The sequence below is a fragment of the Haloterrigena sp. KLK7 genome (genome assembly GCF_037914945.1).
Classification (GTDB): Archaea; Halobacteriota; Halobacteria; order Halobacteriales; family Natrialbaceae; genus Haloterrigena; species Haloterrigena salinisoli.
In genome coordinates this window covers 2,518,078-2,535,034 of the sequence record NZ_CP149787.1, presented here as the reverse complement: position 1 = coordinate 2,535,034, position 16,957 = coordinate 2,518,078, and the positions used below count along the sequence as shown (strand labels likewise).

The 16,957-nt window shown below is 68.0% G+C and carries 16 protein-coding genes and 1 rRNA gene; 6 read left to right on the top strand and 11 right to left on the bottom strand.

Translation table 11 applies throughout. The annotated features are described in order from the left end of the window. Positions 1–8 precede the first annotated feature (8 nt). Positions 9–719 carry a phosphoribosyltransferase family protein gene (locus WD430_RS12435; RefSeq protein ID WP_339102761.1) on the top strand — a complete coding sequence of 237 codons (711 nt, stop codon included), beginning with the start codon at positions 9–11 and terminating at the stop codon, positions 717–719. Positions 720–888: 169 nt separating this feature from the next. After that, positions 889–1,338, top strand: coding sequence for a methylaspartate mutase subunit S (glmS, locus tag WD430_RS12430; RefSeq protein ID WP_339102760.1), 450 nt, complete (start codon positions 889–891; stop codon positions 1,336–1,338). A 106-nt stretch (positions 1,339–1,444) separates the two neighbouring features. Here glmS and WD430_RS12425 read toward each other — a convergent pair whose 3' ends face one another. Both WD430_RS12425 and pdhA read right to left on the bottom strand, forming a co-directional pair. Next, positions 1,445–1,879, bottom strand: a complete 435-nt coding sequence (locus tag WD430_RS12425) for a universal stress protein (protein WP_339102759.1) — start codon at positions 1,877–1,879, stop codon at positions 1,445–1,447. A 61-nt stretch (positions 1,880–1,940) separates the two neighbouring features. Continuing rightward, positions 1,941–4,052 (bottom strand): pyruvate dehydrogenase (acetyl-transferring) E1 component subunit alpha, encoded by a 2,112-nt coding sequence (gene pdhA / locus WD430_RS12420; RefSeq protein WP_339102758.1) that lies wholly within the window; start codon positions 4,050–4,052, stop codon positions 1,941–1,943. 356 nt (positions 4,053–4,408) lie between these two features. On the opposite strand from pdhA, the gene WD430_RS12415 reads away from it, so the two are divergent. Next, complete coding sequence (locus WD430_RS12415; RefSeq protein ID WP_339102757.1) at positions 4,409–5,947, top strand: S8 family serine peptidase; 1,539 nt, start codon at positions 4,409–4,411, stop codon at positions 5,945–5,947. A gap of 112 nt (positions 5,948–6,059) precedes the next feature. Here WD430_RS12415 and WD430_RS12410 read toward each other — a convergent pair whose 3' ends face one another. Together WD430_RS12410 and WD430_RS12405 are read right to left on the bottom strand one after the other, a co-directional pair. Continuing rightward, entirely contained in the window at positions 6,060–6,650 is a 591-nt protein-coding gene (locus tag WD430_RS12410) for a 50S ribosomal protein L15e (protein WP_339102756.1), read from the bottom strand. A gap of 208 nt (positions 6,651–6,858) precedes the next feature. Next, positions 6,859–7,392 carry a hypothetical protein gene (locus tag WD430_RS12405; RefSeq protein ID WP_339102755.1) on the bottom strand — a complete coding sequence of 178 codons (534 nt, stop codon included), beginning with the start codon at positions 7,390–7,392 and terminating at the stop codon, positions 6,859–6,861. A gap of 257 nt (positions 7,393–7,649) precedes the next feature. Here WD430_RS12405 and WD430_RS12400 point away from each other — a divergent pair, with 257 nt between their 5' ends. Then, entirely contained in the window at positions 7,650–8,513 is an 864-nt protein-coding gene (locus WD430_RS12400; protein WP_339102754.1) for a helix-turn-helix domain-containing protein, read from the top strand. Between the two features lie 408 nt (positions 8,514–8,921). Here WD430_RS12400 and rrf read toward each other — a convergent pair. Together rrf and WD430_RS12390 are read right to left on the bottom strand one after the other, a co-directional pair. Beyond that, positions 8,922–9,043: ribosomal RNA gene (rrf, locus tag WD430_RS12395) — 5S ribosomal RNA — on the bottom strand. A gap of 569 nt (positions 9,044–9,612) precedes the next feature. Next, positions 9,613–10,524, bottom strand: a complete 912-nt coding sequence (locus tag WD430_RS12390; protein WP_339102753.1) for an RIO1 family regulatory kinase/ATPase — start codon at positions 10,522–10,524, stop codon at positions 9,613–9,615. 363 nt (positions 10,525–10,887) lie between these two features. Here WD430_RS12390 and WD430_RS12385 point away from each other — a divergent pair, with 363 nt between their 5' ends. Then, positions 10,888–11,724 carry a biotin/lipoate A/B protein ligase family protein gene (locus tag WD430_RS12385; protein ID WP_339102752.1) on the top strand — a complete coding sequence of 279 codons (837 nt, stop codon included), beginning with the start codon at positions 10,888–10,890 and terminating at the stop codon, positions 11,722–11,724. 60 nt (positions 11,725–11,784) lie between these two features. Here WD430_RS12385 and WD430_RS12380 read toward each other — a convergent pair whose 3' ends face one another. From WD430_RS12380 to WD430_RS12370, 3 genes are all read right to left on the bottom strand, one after another. Beyond that, positions 11,785–12,063, bottom strand: coding sequence for a hypothetical protein (locus tag WD430_RS12380; RefSeq protein ID WP_339102751.1), 279 nt, complete (start codon positions 12,061–12,063; stop codon positions 11,785–11,787). Positions 12,064–12,199: 136 nt separating this feature from the next. Next, positions 12,200–12,895 carry a class I SAM-dependent methyltransferase gene (locus WD430_RS12375; RefSeq protein WP_339102750.1) on the bottom strand — a complete coding sequence of 232 codons (696 nt, stop codon included), beginning with the start codon at positions 12,893–12,895 and terminating at the stop codon, positions 12,200–12,202. Between the two features lie 72 nt (positions 12,896–12,967). Continuing rightward, on the bottom strand, positions 12,968–13,741 hold the full coding sequence (locus WD430_RS12370; protein ID WP_339102749.1) for an NAD(P)H-hydrate dehydratase: 774 nt from the start codon (positions 13,739–13,741) through the stop codon (positions 12,968–12,970). A gap of 331 nt (positions 13,742–14,072) precedes the next feature. Here WD430_RS12370 and WD430_RS12365 point away from each other — a divergent pair, with 331 nt between their 5' ends. Then, positions 14,073–14,702: a phosphoribosyltransferase family protein gene (locus tag WD430_RS12365; RefSeq protein WP_339102748.1), complete on the top strand. Its 630-nt coding sequence runs from the start codon at positions 14,073–14,075 to the stop codon at positions 14,700–14,702. Between the two features lie 9 nt (positions 14,703–14,711). Here WD430_RS12365 and WD430_RS12360 read toward each other — a convergent pair whose 3' ends face one another. Both WD430_RS12360 and gdhB read right to left on the bottom strand, forming a co-directional pair. After that, positions 14,712–15,509 (bottom strand): TraB domain-containing protein, encoded by a 798-nt coding sequence (locus WD430_RS12360; protein WP_339102747.1) that lies wholly within the window; start codon positions 15,507–15,509, stop codon positions 14,712–14,714. A gap of 121 nt (positions 15,510–15,630) precedes the next feature. Then, on the bottom strand, positions 15,631–16,956 hold the full coding sequence (gene gdhB, locus WD430_RS12355) for a glutamate dehydrogenase GdhB (protein WP_339102746.1): 1,326 nt from the start codon (positions 16,954–16,956) through the stop codon (positions 15,631–15,633). Position 16,957: the final 1 nt, after the last annotated feature.

Sequence of the window (16,957 nt, the reverse complement as noted above, 5' to 3'; positions counted from 1 at the left end):
TATTCACCATGAACAGAGCCGAGAAGGCAGCCCTCCAGTTACGGGCCGTCGACGTGTTGCGGATGCTGAAGGAGACCCGAACCTACGACGAACTCGCCGAGACGACGGGGCTTCCGGCGGGCGATCTCAACCGGTACGTCAACGGCCACGTGCTGCCGGGAACCGAACGCGCGCGCCAGGTCGTCGAGGACCTCGGTCGCGAGGCGCTGGCCGACGAACTCGAGGCTCGCATCCGGGTCGACGACGAGGGATACGTCGACAACAGCGCAGCGGTCTTCGACCAGTCGTTTCTCGACCTCGTCGCGCCCGTCGTGGCCAACGCGTTCGACTTCGATCGACCCGACGTCGTCCTCACGGCGGCGACCGACGGGATCACGCTGGCCGCCTCGCTCGCGAGCTACTACGGGACGCGCTGTGCGTACGCGAAGAAGCGCAAGGAGACCGCCGTCGAGGAGTTCATCGAGGCCCGCGAGCGCCTCCAGTCGGGGATCGAACTCACCTACTACCTCCCCGAGTCGGCCATCGACGCCGGCGAGTCGGTGCTGGTCGTCGACGACCTCATCCGCTCGGGCGAGACCCAGGAGCTCCTGCTGGACATCGTCGACACCGCCGACGCCGACGTCGCCGGCGTCTTCGCGCTCATCGCGGCCGGCGAGAACGGCATCCGGCGGGCCCGGAGCCACACCGACGCACCCGTCGACGCCCTCACGACGGTCTGAGCGATTCCGCAGTCGTCTCGAGTCGTTCCGTTCGTCGTTCGGTGACCGCGTCCCGCATTCGTCGGTCGGTGACCGAAGCGTCTCCCACCGCAGGGAAACCGTGTGAATCACTACCACATGATTAATCATTAGGTTTATTGTGCTCCCGCCAGTTTGTGGTGGTACGACCATGACGCAGACAGTCATCCTCGGCGTGATCGGGTCCGACGCCCACGTCGTCGGGATCACCATCCTGGAACAAGCGTTCGAGGCGGCCGGATTCGACGTCGTCAACCTCGGCGTTCAGACCTCTCAAGCGGAGTTCGTCGACGCCGCGACCGAACACGACGCCGCGGCCGTACTCGTCTCATCGCTCTACGGTCACGCCAAACAGGACTGTCAGGGCTTCCACGAGCGGTTCGCCGACGCCGGCCTCGAGGACGTCACGACCTACATCGGCGGCAACCTCGCCGTCGGTCAGGACGACTTCGAGGAGACCCGCGCGTTCTTCCGCGAGCTCGGGTTCGACCGCGTCTTCGACTCCGAGACCGATCCCGAGGACGCGATCGAGGCGCTGCGGGCCGATCTGGATATGCGCTCCGCGGAGTCCGAGCGGGAGAGCCAGACCGTCTCCGCCTGAATCGACCGCCAGTCGCCGTTTTCGTCGTTCGCTACGCTGCGGAGCGACTGCAACGGCGGACGCTCGGCTCGAAACGTCGCGACTCGAGTCGTTCTCCCCCGATCGCTCAGCGGACGATCGTCACCGGGACGGGCGAGCGGCGGGCCACCTTCTCGGCGACGCTGCCAAGCAGGATCCGACTCGCGCCCGTGCGACCGTGGCTCCCGATCGCGATGTGGTCGACGTCGTGGTCGGCGGCGTAGTCGACGATCGACCGCGAGATGCCGCCGACGACGTGGTCCGTCTCGAGCTCGACGCCGTGCTCGGCGGCCTGTTCGCGCGCCGACTCGAGGATCGCGTCCGCGCGATCCTGGTGGTGTTCCTGGAGTTCGTCGTAGTTCGCCACGGCGCCGCCTTCGATCCCGGTCGCGGCGTAGAAGTCGCCCGGATCGAGGACGTGCAGCGCCGTGATACGGGCGTCGGGGTACTCCTCGCAGGCGAACGCGAGGGCTTCGGTCGACTGCTTCGAGTCGTCGACGGGAACGAGAACGTGATCGATCATGGGCGCCACTACGCCGTCCGGCGAAATAAACGTCGGGCCGCCGCCGGGCCGAAATCGGTGCCTACGACGACGTGACGCGCTCGATCGTCTCCCGGATGCGCTCCTCGTCGGGCCGGTACGCCTCCTCGCGGCCCGGCAGCGGCACCGGGACGTCGTAGCCGGCGACGCGCTCGATCGGCGCCTCGAGGTGCCAGACCGCCTCGTCGGAGATGCGGGCCGCGACCTCGGCGCCGAACCCGCCCGTCCGCGGCGCCTCGTGGACGACGACGCACCGGCCGGTCTTCCGGACCGACTCGCGGACCGTCTCGGTGTCCATCGGACTGATCGTCCGCAGGTCGATCACGTCGGCCGACGCCTCGCTCTCCTCGATGGCGCCTTCGACCTCGCGGACCATCGCGCCCCAGGTGACGACGGTGACGTCCGTGCCCTCCTCGACGACGCGGGCCTCGCCCAGCGGGACCTCGTGATCGGCGGGCACGGGTCGCCGGGCCGCCCGGTACAGCGCCATCGGCTCGAAGAACAGGACGGGATCCGGACTGCGAATCGCCGACCGAAGCAGTCCGGCCGCGTCCCGCGCGGTCGACGGGATCACCATCTTCAGTCCGGGAACGTGGGCGTAGCCGGCTTCGTAGCTCTCGGAGTGGTGCTCTAAGGCCTTCACGCCCAGCCCGTACGGCGCGCGGATCACCATCGGACACGAGAGTTCGCCGCGCGAGCGACTGCGGAGCCGCGAGACGTGCTGGTGGATCTGATCGAACGCCTGGAAGGTGAAGCCGGCGAACTGGATCTCCGCGACCGGTCGGTAGCCCGCGGCCGCGAGGCCGACGCCGAGACCGACGATGCCCGCCTCCGCGACCGGCGCGTCGTGGACGCGGCCCGGGAAGGCGTCGAGCAGCCCCTGGGTCGCCCGGAAGACGCCGCCGTCGACGCCGACGTCCTGACCGTAGACGAGCACGTCGTCGTCGCGGTCCAGTTCGGCGTGCAGGGTCTCGCGGATCGCCTCGACCATGTTCAGTCGGTCGACGCCCTCCGTGACCCCCGACTCGGTCGCCGTCCCGCCGTCACCGAGGGTCCCCTCCGCCGCTCGAGGCGGCGCGATCTCGCCGTCGGCGTCGCCGGTGAACGCCTCCCGCTGGCGCTCGAGGTAGTCGGGGAGTTCCGCGTAGGCCGTGTCGAACATGTCGACGGGATCGGCGTTCGCCTCGGTCTCGCGGGCCGCCTCGAGGGCCTCCTCGAGTTCGGTCTCGATCGCGTCCTCGATCGAGGAGACCGTTTCGTCGTCGAGAACGCCGCGCTCGCGGAGATACTGCTCGAACCGCAAGATTGGGTCCAGCGGCTCCCACTCCTCCTCTTCCTCGGTCGTGCGGTAGACGGAGGGGTCGTCCGCGGTGGTGTGCATCTCCCGGCGGTAGGTCGTCGCCTCGATCAGCGTCGGGACGCCCCGCAGGGCGCGCTCCCTGGCCTCCTTCGTGACCGCGTAGACGCCCAGCACGTCGTTGCCGTCGACCTGAATCGGTTCGATGCCCGCGGCGACGGCCTTCTGGGCGAGCGTCGCGGCCCGCGTCTGCTTCGACAGCGGCGTCGAGATCGCGTACTGGTTGTTCTGGCAGACGAAGACCGTCTGCGCCTCGTAGACGCCCGCGAGGTTCATCGCCTCGTAGACCTCGCCCTCGCTGGTCGCGCCGTCACCGAAGTAGGTCAGCGCGACCCGGTCGCTGTCGTTCATCGCCTCGGCCCAGCCGATCCCCGCGGCGTGGAGCGGCTGGGAGCCCACGGCGATCGACGGCGGCATGATCGGCACGTCGTCGGGCGGTTCGGCGCCCTCCTCGAGTCCCATCGCGTACTCGAAGATCCCCTGGGGCGAGAGTCCCCGGGCCAGCGCCGAGGGGTGCTCGCGAAAGGCCGGCACCGTCCAGTCGTCCCCGGCGAGCGCGCCGGTACTGCCGACCTGCGCGGCCTCCTGTCCCGTCGCGGGCGCGAAGGTCCCCAGTTCGCCCCGGCGCTGGAGGGCGATCGTCCGCTCGTCGAGGCGACGGGACAGCTTCATCGTCCGATACCACTCGAGCAACCGCTCGTCCTCGAGGTCCGGCTCCATGGACTCGTCGACGCGGCCGTCCTGATCGAGGATCTGGACGCGCTCGATCGAGAAATCAGCGACCGTCGATCGTGGCATACGCCCCGTACCACGGACGGCCACTTAGTGCTCGAGTCGGCTATCGCACGCTCCGCGGTGCTCGCGGCGGGTATCGTGTTCCTCGCCGATCGCCGGCCGGTCTCGGAACGTCCGAACAGATATCGTGCCGATCGACTCCGGCGTGGCCACCCACCGCCGCCGGCGTCGACGATCCGCCGACGGTGCTCGATACCCCAGAATCACGGGGCGCTGCCACTCGATTTCCGACCGGGCCGCAGATCGGATCCTGCCTGCGGAACGGCGCTCGTAGCGCGCGGAAGGTTAGATCTCCAATACCTTTTTATTGTGTATTATACTACTTAGATAATAGATGCTTCAGGCATTCGTGAAAGACAATGGCTGAGGAAAATTCCACCGAACGAGCGACGCGGCGGACGGTCCTCAAGAGCGTCGGCACCGGTGTCGTCGGTTCGGTCGCGCTCTCCGGAACCGGCGCGGCCGTCGACGGCGAGTCCGTCGGCGAGGCCCTCGAGGGCGTGTTCGAGGCCGGCGGCGCCCTCGTCGACGACGCGCTCGACCCCGAGAGCGACGCCCTCCAGGAGGTCGTGATCGTCTTCGAGGACACCGAGGCCGTCGTCCGCCTCGAGGAACTCGACGTCGAGTTCGCGATCGGCTTCGATACCCTCCCCGTCGGGTACGCCAAACTGCCGGGGTCGCTGGTCGAGACCGTCGCCGACTGGGAGCCGGTGCGGTACGTCTCCTCGAACTACGACCTGGAGTTTCACAACGACGACGCCCGCGAGGACACGAACGCCGACGCCGTACAGGCCGGTTCGGGACTCGAGACGCCCTACACCGGTGAGAACGTCCACGTCGCAGTCATCGACTCGGGGATCGGCGGCGGACACCCCGATCTGCAACCGAACCTCGAGGCGAACTATCAGTACGTAGGGGTCCCGGGAATTCAGGACGAACCGCTCTGGTGGCAGGACGTCGACACCGTCGATACCGACGTGAACGGTCACGGCACCCACTGTGCGGGAAGCATCGGCGGAACCGGATCGAAGAGCGACGGCGAGTACTCGGGAATGGCGCCCGACGTCGATCTGACGATGTACTCGACGAGCGCGGGTCCGGCGATCGCGTTCACCGTCGCCGCGTACGACGATCTGATCCGCCGGCAGCGGGAGGGCGAGCACGATATCCAGATCGTCTCGAACTCGTACGGCTCGGGACAGATCGGCCGCCCGTTCCTCCCCGACGATCCCCTCAACGTCGCGACGTGGCACGCTCACGAGGAGGGGATCCTCTCGGTGTTCGCGGCGGGGAACGACGGTCCCGATCGGGGAACGCTGAACCAGTACGCGAAGGCGCCACACGTGCTGGGCGTCGGGGCGACCGACGCCGAGGGTGCGGTCGCGGACTTCTCCTCCCGCGGTCGCCCGCGGGACGGCTCGTTCGACGCGGCCAATTACGACCGCGCGACGGCCTACGAGAACCTCGCCGCGTTCCACGACGGCGCCTCCGCGGACGAGATCGACGGGCCGCTGGGGATCTACCGCAACGGCGTCGCCGCCAAGGGCGAGGCCGTGATGAGTACGCTCGAGCGGTTCGACCTCATAAACGTGCTCCAACCGGACGGCGAACGCTACTACGGTCCCGCGTCCGGAACCAGTATGTCCTGTCCCGTCACCGCCGGCTGCGCCGCGCTGGTGTACGACGCCGCCATCGAAAACGGCGGCGAGGCGCCCGCTCCGACGGACGTGCTCGCGACGCTCGAGGCGACCGCGGACGAGCGCCGACGCGAGTCGTACACCGCGGAATCCGTCGGTGCGGGGTACGTGGACGTCCACGCGGCCGTCGAACGCGCCGAGACCGGCGATTTCGCGACGTTCGACGAGATCGAAATCGCGCCGAGCGCCGCCGAGCAGTGAGCTATCGGTCTCGATAGGCAGCGTACGGCGTCGCTCGTCGATTCGCGGGGCCGTCGCTCTCGAGGCGAGTCGCAGAAAAATCGAGGCTCGGATCGCCGAAGCCGACCGGCCGTTACTTCGCGCGGCCCTGTCCGCCGTTGTTGGACGGACGGACCTTCTCGGCGCCCTTGCCGCGGTTGTTGAGGCCGCGGTTGGCCTTGCCCGCGTTGGTGAGGCCGCGGAACGCGCGGTTCGTGTGGTCGTCGTCGCAGATCCAGTTGAGATCGTCGTCGTTCTCGATCGCCGGGTGGTTCGGATCCACGAGGATCGCTTCGAACCACTTCTGCGAGCCGTCTTCGCCGACCCAGTAGCTGTTGAGCACCCGCAGATTGGGGTACTTCCGGGAGACGCGCTCCTCGCCGATGCGCTGGATGTTCTTGCGCCGCCCGATGCGGTTGACACCCTGGCGCTTGGATCGGCGACCGGCCGTGAACCGCTCCTTTCGGGCCGTCCCCTTGCGGACCGCCACGCGGACCACGATAATGCCCTGTTTGGCCTTGTAGCCGAGTTCGCGCGCCTTGTCCAGTCGGGTCGGGCGCTCGATGCGCTCGATGGCGCCCTGGTCGCGCCATTCCTGCTTTCGCTGCCACTGCAGTTCCCCGAGCTTGCCGTCGCCGGGGTCCTTCCATGCGTCCTTGATGTGGGAGTAGAAGCTTTCTGCCATGTGTATCACCGCGGGCGTTTCCTGGTTCAATCCCGACCGGGGACGGTCCCCGCGGATCACATCCCGACCTGTGGCGGCGGTGCCGTACAGGTGCCCGCTGGCGCCCGCGACCCAGCGAGTCTACCTTCACTTCCCAACTCTCGAGTATAAGGGCTTCGAACTGCGGGGCCGACGATGCGCCGAAAAACGAGGGGCGGACGCGGATCGATCACCGCTCGAGCGGGACGTGCTCGCCGACGCCGCCGGGGACGACGCCGTTGACCGTCGCGAACACGGCACCGAGGACCAGGCCGTAGACGAGGTGACCGATCGCGAACAGGAGCGCGCTGACCAGTTCCCCCGCGACGCCCGGAACGGGGAGGAACGGCAGCGGCAACGCCGCGACGCCCGCCTGCTGCATCGCCACCGGAAACAGGAGCCCGCCGGCGAAGAGGCCGAGGAGGGTCCCGAACGCCAGTCCGATGACGACGTAGTCGCTGAACGAGTCCACCAGGTCCTGGACCGTTCGCCGCGAGGCGAGGGCGGCGAACGTCAGTCCGAACAGGACGCTGAGGATCATGTGGACCGTCCAGCCGACGCCGACCGCCGTTCCGGAGTCGGCGATCAGCGCGCCGAGCAGTTCGATCTGGCCCGCGCCGAGGTGGAGGACCAGCCCCATGGCGATGCCGCCGACCAGTCCGCCGGTGAAGCCGCCACCCCAGACGCCGACGCCGTCGAGGTCGTGGGTGTTATTCTCACCCATATATAACGGGTACGAACGCAGGTGTAATTAAACCGACCATCGGTCCGTTCGTGCGAGGTTCTCGCAAACGGATATTTCGTCGGTTCCCCATCACGCTTTCAGGTGAATTCGATCGGAACTGCGGCGCCTCTCCGGACTCGGTGAATCGCTCGACCGATGAATCGGTCGGTAGCACGTAGCCGAATCGATTCGTACCGCCTCACCAGACGACAGTTTTTAGGTAGGCCTAAACAAGAGAGTGATAGGGAGAGACGACAATGAGCGAGAACGTACCGACGGACACACCGTCTCGCGTGGGGGCGAACGCGTCGAGCGACGCTATCGAAGCAGCGGCGTTTCTCGCGCGCTCGGAGCACCGCGTCCGCGTCCTCGAGTTGCTCGCGGACGGGCGACACGCGCGCGAGGAGTTGTCGGCGGAGACGAGCGTGACGCGGGTGACGCTGAGCCGAATCCTCGGGGACCTGACCGACCGCGGCTGGGTCGAACGGGATCACGCCGATGGCGGGTACACGATCACGAACACGGGCCGGGACATCTACGACCAGTTCGACCGCCTCCTCGAGACGATCGCCGTCGGACAGCGGTATCCCGATATCATCGACGCCCTTCCGACGGCGTGGTTCGACTTCGATCTCCGACGTCTGGCCGACGCCGACCTCGTCGCCGCCGACAGCGCCGATCCGCTGGCCGGAATGCGCGTCGTAACCGATGCTCTCAGCCGAGCGTCGACCGTCCGGGCCGTCGTCGGTTCGTTCGCGACCCTCCCGATGTACGACCTCTCCGAGGACCTGTCCGACGGTAACGCGGCGGACGGCGAGGTCGTCTTCGACCGGAACGCGACCGCCGTCGCGCTCGAGAACCCGGACCTCGTCGACCGGTGGCGGGAAATCGAAGCCCGGACCGACCGGCCGGTCTACTACAGCGCCGACGGGACGATCCCCTGTAACGTCGATATCGCCGACGACACCGTCTTCCTCTCGATCGCCGACGGGAGCGGATTCGACGTGCTCCGGTGTACCGACCCCGCCGTCGTCGAGTGGGCGACGGACCTTTTCCGCGAGAAGCGGTCCGCGGCGGTCCCGCTCGAGCGACACCGGATCGACGGCGAACCGACCGCGTAGAAGGGTTCCCGGCTCGCTCGTACCGCGATCGACGGACCGGTCGTCGACTCCGCTATTTTCGCTCTCGAGACGGGCTCGGACGACACCTCCAGCCGACGGGACGGAACACGATCGTCACTCGAGACCTACTGGCCGACGTCTTCGAGATCGAGGCGCGGTTTCGACCGGCGAGCACGGAGTGCAGATCACGCCGCTGGAGCCGCTCAACGACGACCGCTAGCGCGTCGCCGCTCTGGATCCGGTCCGATCGCTCGAGCGACTCGGAGCACCGTCAGCGACGATTCCGGAATCGCGATACGGTTCGAACGTACCGTCTCTCGAGCCGAACCACAGAAAAGGAATGCACTGGCTACAAGCGACGCCCGGCCAACTACGCGACTCTGCGTATCGGTGGAAATGAAGGATGAGTGGGGGCGGCGAATCGGGTCTCCCAGAGGCTCGCGCACTCCAGTACTCGCCGAAACGCAGGTGGGCTTAACGTCCGTGTTCGGGATGGGTACGGGTGGAACCCCACCGCTGTGGCCGCCGTAATTCCGACCCACGGAATCGAACCGCGGTACAGCCGGCGTCGGTGTGTTCACGTCGATATCCGGGGTTGACTACTTTATCACTTCCGATCTTCGGCCGCGCGAACGCACAGCGCAACGCCGTCCGTTCCGGCTTCTCACGAACCTGTACGGACGGATCGCTCGAGCCAGTCGGAGAACTCGACTCGAGCGCCGCTCGAGACGCTGACGCTAGCCTTCCTTCTCGTCCCGTAGTGACTCCGTTCGGCTCAAAACGGATCGTTTCGCGAAATCGATGTTCTGTATATTCATATGGAATTTATCAGTCAAGATCGCCTCGTGCCGGAACGGCATTCCGAAGATGGGTGCGACCGACCGAATCATGTCTATCCGGGCCCGAATCGGCCGATTGTCGCTCTCCAGCGAGCCGGATTCGATCGCGATACCGACAGAATCGGCGTACGGCGCGGCTCGCGCAACTGGGAACTGCCGCTCACAGAACACGCTCACGAGAACACGAGAACTGCGGGAAGAAACCCGACGACGCTGCTCGAGCGTACCGCGTCTCCGACGGTCTAGCCCGACCGCGGTCGTCAGGCGACGAACTCGGTGATCGTCTCGAACGACTCGCGCTCGATCGAATCGGCGAGGTCGTCGCTGTCGATGTCGTCGGGAACGTGCTGGGGGTACTTTCGGCGGAAGTAGCCCACGATGTTCGTCAGATCCCGGCGGAGGAACTCGCCGGCGTTCTCGTGGTCGGTCGGCACGGCCTGGGGCCAGTCGAAGATCTTCACGCCCGCCTCGTTGACGAAGACGTTGTACTCGCTCATGTCCGCGTGGACGTACCCGTTCGCGTGCGCGTTGGCGATCTCGGAGACGAGCAGATCGAGGACGCCCAGTACCTGATCGGCCTCGAGTCTCGTCCGGGAGAGTTCGACGCCGTCCATCTTCTCCATGACGATGGCGTGGCGGTTCTGGTCGATCGGCTGGGGCACCGAGACGTCCGGGTAGAGCTCCTCCAAGATCTCGTGTTCCCGCTCGGCGGCCTTCCGGGCGGTGTACATCCAGGAGACGTGGTCGTTCTCCGAGGTGTAGTCGCGTTCCTTGTGGACCTCCCGGAAGTTCGTGTACCCCTCGCGGTGGTACTTCAGGGCCAGGGGCTTGTACGAGCGCACCTCGTAGACGTCGCTCTCCTTGCCGACGCCGAGCGGCGAGCCGAACTCGCCGATGGTGTCGCGCTCGACGAGCGCGCGCAGGGCGAGCGCGTCGTAGCCCTCGAACTGGAGGGTGTAGCCCTCGTACTGGATCGTCTTCTTCTCGATCAATCCGCGTTTCAGACAGCGCTCGAGGCGGTAGTCGACCTCCTCTTCGGTCAGGCTGGCGAACTTCGGGAGCTTCTCCCGCTGGACCCACTCGGAGAAGCGCATCCCCTGTTCGACCCCCGAGAGGAGATAGAAGTCCTCGTCCTCGAGCTCCGGGAGTTCCCCGGCGACGTTCCGCACCATAGCCCGGGATAGCCGGTGGGTACGTAAAAACGTCGTGACGTGCTGCTCCCGGATGGTACGAGAACCCGGTCGTCCAGTTCCCGTAGTCGAGCGTCCGTTCGAAATCCTCCAGAAGGATACTCGGCAGACCACCATGGGATAAATCAGATACCGCGATATCAAATGCACGTGTTCCAGCCGAGACCGGCTCGAGCGCAGCCGATTCGCGCGGCGAGGAGACGAGATGCGGACCTGCTCGAGCGGGACGCCGCTGAGGCCAGTGCAGAGGTGAGCAGACCCCGCGGCTTCGACCCGTGCCGTCGGACGCGAGTCCCCGTCCCTCCCGTCGCAACCACTAACACGGTCGCCGGCGACCGATGGCGTATGAACGACCTCGCCGATCGGGAGTGGCGGCTGATTCGGGACGAGCCCCGCGAAGGGGCCGTCCAGATGGCCGCCGAGGAAATCGCGGCACAAACGGCTCTCGAGGACGACCTGCGGACGGTTCGAGTCTACTCGTGGGAGCCGAGCACGCTGTCGCTGGGGTACCGCCAGGACGCCGACACCGTCGACTGGGACTACTGCGAGCGCGAGGGGATCGACGTCACCCGTCGCCAGACCGGCGGCGGCGGGATCTACCACGATCGGTACGCGGACATCTCGTACACGATCGTCGCGCCCGCCGACGAGGTTCCCGGTAACTTGATGGACTGTTACGAACTGTTCTGCGAGCCGGTCCTCGAGGGCCTTCGGCGCATGGGCGTCGACGCCGACTTCGCCGCGGTCGAGCAGGCGTCGATCTATCAGCCCTCCTGCTACCTGCGGGACATCAACCCGGCCCACGACGTGGTCGCACCGGCCAGCGCGGGCGCGGACGCGGGGAAGATCAGCGGCAACGCCCAGTACCGCCAGCGCGACGTCGTCATCCAGCACGGCTCGATCAGTTACGATCTCGAGGCCGAGCGTCACGTCGGCGTCTTCGAGACCGATCTCGAGCCCGCGACGTTCACCGACCGCGTGACGAGCGTCCGCGAACAGGCGGGGATCGACCGCGAGGAGGCCGTCGAGACGCTCGCGACGGCGCTCGGGGAGTGGTGTGACGCCGACGAATCGACGTGGCGAGAGGCCGAGGTCGAGGCGGCCCGGGACCTCGCCGATCGCAAGTTCGGCGCGGACGCGTGGATTCGGAACCGAGAGGTGCTGGAAGCGGACGGGGAGTGACTGCGAGAGACGGACGGGCCGCAAAACAGTGCGGATCGGTCGCCGCGTCGGCCGCGGCCCTCAGTTGGCGATGGCCTTCCAGCTCCAGCCGGCGAGGACGATCAGGACGATCGCCATGGCGAAGAACACGCCCCACTGCGTGGCTCCGGAGTCGGCGATCGGGGCGAGGATATCGACCAGCCCCGTCGCCTGCATCGCCCCGAGCACGAGCAGCCACAGCGCCAGGATCGAGACGACCGCGATCCCGATCCAGTTGCGGGTCATCGACTTCGTCTCCGACTCGGCCTCCTCCTTGGAGGTCGTCGGTTTCTCCGTCGGCTCTCGATCCGGTTCGGACATAGTTGCACCTACCACGGACGCGCGGGAAACGGTTCCACCTGCAGACTCCGGGGAAACGGTTCCGTCTGTGGACGTCGGATTCGATCGAGACCGCCGAGGTGTCGTTCTCGGGTCTCGAGCGGCCGATAGCGGTGCGTTACTCGAGAACCCCGTTCCGTCGCCGGCGGAGCGTCCCGCGGACGACTGGCGTCGCCGGAAAGACGCCGACGTCGAGGCGATCGACCTCCTCGACGGCCAGCGCCTCGTGACCGACGAAGCGTTCGACCGTCTCGCGGGTGAGGTGACAGCCTCCCGCCGCGCGCTGCCAGAGCGGATCGAGCAGTTTCTGCCCGCTCCCGCGCCAGCCGTCGGCGCGGACGTGCTCGAGGAAGCGGAACTCGCCGCCCGGTTTCAGCACGCGGGCGACCTCCTCGAGGGCCGCGTCGGGGTCCTGAATCGTACAGAAGACGACGCCGGCGAGGACGACGTCGAAGCTCTCGTCGGGATAGGGCAGCGACTCGGCGCGGGCGTCCCGGAGATCGACCGCGAGTCCCGAATCGCGAGCGGCGTCGGCCGCCCGCTTTCGCATGTGCGGGTCCGGTTCGATCGCGTGGTACTCAAGGTCGTCGCGGTCGCCGGCGGCGCCGTCGACGACGTACGGGAACATGTCGCCGGTTCCACAGCCCAGTTCGAGCACGCGTCCGGAGAGGTCGCGCGCCAGGTACGCGCGCTGGGCCTCGAGTTCCTCGGGTTCCGGACACAGATCGTAGCACGCGGCGAAGACTGGGTGGGCGATCTCGTGGCGGTGCTCCTGTTCCGTCCGCGTCGCGGGTTCGGCGCTCGAGTCGGGCATCTCACTCGAAGTGACGACGGAGCGAGAAGTAATGCTTTCCCGTGGCGGGGGGAGTCGGAATCCGTGCGGTCCTCAGCGGATCGTGTCCGGAATCCGCTCGATCACGTCGGTCGCGACGACGCCCGGCCCGTGGTCGGCGGTCGCGAGTTCGCCGGTCTTCCCGAGGATCCACGCGCCCAGTTCGGCCGCTTCGCGCCGGTCCATCCCCTGTCCGAGCAGCGAGGCGACGATGCCGACCATCGTGTCGCCGGTCCCGGCGACGGTCATCGCCGACGTCCCCGTCTCGTTTTCGAGCCGCTCGCCGCCGGCGACGATCTCGTCGATATCGCCGGTCAGGGTGACGACGGCGCCGGTCTCCTCCGAGAACGCCTCGAGCGAGCCGTACTCGTCGGTGATCGGTCCGACCTCCTTGCTGCTCGGCGTGAGCACGGCGTTCGAGAGGTCGGCGTCGAGCGACGGTTCGAGCGCGAGAGCGTCGACGACCATCGGGACGTCGATGGTGTCGATCGCCTCGCAGACGGCTTCGGGATCGGCGTCGACCAGCCCGGGGCCGATGACGAGCGCATCGGCCCACTCGCTCATCTCGCGGGTGCGTTCGACGGCGCTCTCCTCGAACTGTTCGCCCGCGTAGCGGTCGACCAGCAGGTTCGGGTCCTGACCCGCGACGATCTCGTAGATCGGATCGGGGACGAACGTCCGGACGTGGTCGGAGCCCGTTCGGAGCGCCGCGCGACCGACGAGCACCGGCTGGTTGGGGTACTCGATCGCGCCGGCGACGATACCGATCCGGCCGTTGTCGATCTCTTCCTCGGAGATGTTCGAGAGCGTTCGCTGGAGCCGTCCCATACCGCAGGTCCAGACCCGCGACGGGTAGCCGTTCGGCAGGCGAATTCTGGTTCTATACGGACGAGACTATCGCGTTCGGTGCCGGACTCGAATCGGTATCCGACACCACGCCCTCGAGCGTTCTGCGACGACTGGCGACGGGGAATTGCCACACCCTCCCCAGCCGATTCGCTCACGTTGTTCGCTCATCCCTCGCACGGTGTCGACGACGCACTCTCGCAGAGACTCGAGTGCGTCTTCAGCGCGCGCCACCGCAGGTGGTCTCCTCACCGTCGTCGATCCCGTCGTGTGCCACACTAAGGCATAGTATGTGGCCGTCCTAGCTAGGGCCATGTTCGACGACAGAACCGACGCCGGCGAACGGCTCGCCGCCGAACTCGAGTCCCGGGGCCTCGAGGCCGACGTCGTCCTCGGGATTCCCCGCGGCGCCTTACCCGTCGCGCGGCCGGTGGCGGACGCGCTCGAGGCCGACCTCGACGTGGTGGTCGCGCGGAAGTTGGGCGCGCCGGAGAACCCCGAACTGGCGATCGGCGCGGTGGCCAGCGACGGCAGCGTCTGGTACAACGACGACCTCCTCGACCGACTCGACGTCTCGGAGGCGTACCTCGAGGAGGTCCGCGAGGAGGAGGCCGAAAACGCGCGCGAGAAGGCCGATCGCTACCGGCCGCGAGATCGGCGGGGACTGCCCGATCTCGAGGGGAAACGCGTCGTCGTCGTCGACGACGGCGTCGCGACCGGGGCGACCGCGACGGCCTGTCTCCGGCAGGTACGGGAGGCGGGCGCCGACTCCGTCGCCCTGGCGGTCCCGGTCGGATCGCCCAGCGGCGTCGCCGACCTCGAGCGCGAGGCCGACGAGGTGATCGCGCTCGAGACGCCCGACTCGTTCCGCGCGGTCGGCCAGTTCTACCGCGAGTTCGGGCAGGTCAGCGACAGCGAGGCGATCGACTACCTCGAGCGCTGACGGCGGCGGTCACTCGATCGGGATCCGGGTGACGCTCCGGGTGGGCGACCGGATCGGAACGACCGCGTCGGCGTCGACGTTCCGGGTCTCGGCGGCCGCCGACTCGAGGGCCTCCGACTCGCGATCCCGCGTCTCGAGGTCCTCGAGCGTCCGCTTGATGCCCAGATGGTGGCCCGCGCCGACGACGGCGACGACGTCGTGACCCTCGCGGCGGAGCGCGTGGAGCCGCCGGCCCATCGATCGATCGCGGCGGTCGATCATGACCTCAGTCAGTTCCGGGAGGAGCAGCCGCATCTGTTCGATCGCCGGCTGGACGTCCTCGCCGCTGGTGATCTCCTCGAACGACGTCGTCAGCAGGTCGAGCTGTTGGGCCTGCTGGCCCGGCCCCATCCGCTGGGTGCGGGCGACCAGTTTCGGGAGCAGTTCCGGTCCGACGCGGTCGGCGAGCGCGGAGAGCGTCTCCGCGATCGGATCGTCGATCAGCGCGACGTCGAGCTCCAGTTCGGCCGCGGTCTCGACGGCCGCCTCCATGTCGGTCTGCCCGGGGTCGAGCCCGTACAGCCGGACGACGGTCCGCTGGATCGCCTGCAGAACGGTGTAGGCCGCCGCCGTCGCCGGCGGCAACTCCCGGGCCAGTTCGAGGGGGCTTCGGCCGCTTCGCTCCTCGAGGCGGTCGTACCGCCGCTCGTCGAGTTCGACGGCGACGACGTCGGGCTCGGTCTCGCGGATCGTCGACCGGACTCGACGCCGGTGGGTCGGCGAGAAGTGGACGCTCGGAACGATCGTGATGGTTCCCTGGGCGGACATGCTCGTCGTGGTACGCTCGCCACGGCCTTGAAACGGTGACCCGACCGCGCCGGGGGTCCCCGCGGGAGAGTCGCCGGCCGACGGAGGTCGATGCGGAACCGAGAAGCGAGGAGCGCGCCGTTCAGGGCCAGAGCCCGCGCGCTTCGTGGGCCTCGGCGACCCGCGAGAGCGCGACGACGTAGGCGGCGTCGCGCCACGTCAGGTCCTTCGCCTCGACCACGTCGCGGACGGCCGACCAGGCGTCGACCATCTCGGTCTCGAGTTCCTCGTGGACGCGCTCGAGACTCCAGGCGCGGCGGTTGATGTCCTGGAGCCACTCGAAGTACGAGACGGTGACGCCGCCGGCGTTGGCGAGGATGTCGGGGACGACGTGGATCCCACACTCCTCGAGAATAGCGGCGGCGGCGAACGTGGTCGGGCCGTTGGCGCCCTCGACGACGATATCGGCCGCGATCGCGTCGGCGTTGTCGGCGGTGATGACGTTGCCGACGGCCGCCGGGATCAGCACGTCGACGTCGAGTTCCAGCAGTTCCTCGTTCGAGAGTCGGTCGACGTCGGCGTCGGGATCGAGGTCGGCCGCGTAGCTGGTGACCGCCTCGGGCTCCTCGTCGTGGGAGGGGATGGCGGCGACGTCGATTCCGTCGGGATCGTAGACCGCGCCGTTGACGTCCGAGACGGCGACGACGGTCGCGCCCCAGTCCTCGAGCAGGCGCGCCGCGTTGGCGCCGACGCTGCCGAAGCCCTGCACGGCGACGGTCGTGTCCTCGAGCGGGTAGCCGTAGTAGTCGCAGGTCTCCCGGGTGACGATGGCGACGCTGCGGCCCGGCGCCTCCTCGCGGCCGTGGGAGCCGCCGACGACGGGCGGTTTCCCGGTGACGACGCCCGGAATCGTCTCGCCCTCCTGCATGCTGTAGGCGTCCATCAGCCAGGCCATCGTCTCCGGCCCGGTCCCCATGTCGGGCGCCGGGATGTCCGTCGTCGGTCCGATCACGTCGCGGATCTCCTGTGCGAAGCGGCGCGTGAGCCGTTCGGTCTCGGCGTCGGAGAGCGACTTGGGATCGACCACGACGCCGCCCTTCGCGCCCCCGAAGGGGATATCCATCACGGCGCACTTCCAGGTCATCCACATCGAGAGGCCGACGCACTCGTCGCGCGTGACCTCGGGATGGTAGCGGAGCCCGCCCTTGTACGGCCCGCGCACGCTGTCGTGCTGGGCGCGGTAGCCGGTGAAGACGTCGACGCTCCCGTCGTCGCGCTCGAGCGGAACGGCCACCTCGTGGACCGCCGCGGGGTGTTTGAGCCGCTCGAGGACGGCGTCGTCGATCTCGAGGTGGGTCGCGGCCCGCTCGAGTTGCCTGCGCGCGGTCTCGAGGGCGGTTTCGGGTTCGGTCGAGTCGGCCGAGCGGTGCTCCTCGGCGGGTACCGTCGACTGCTGATTCGAGGCCATG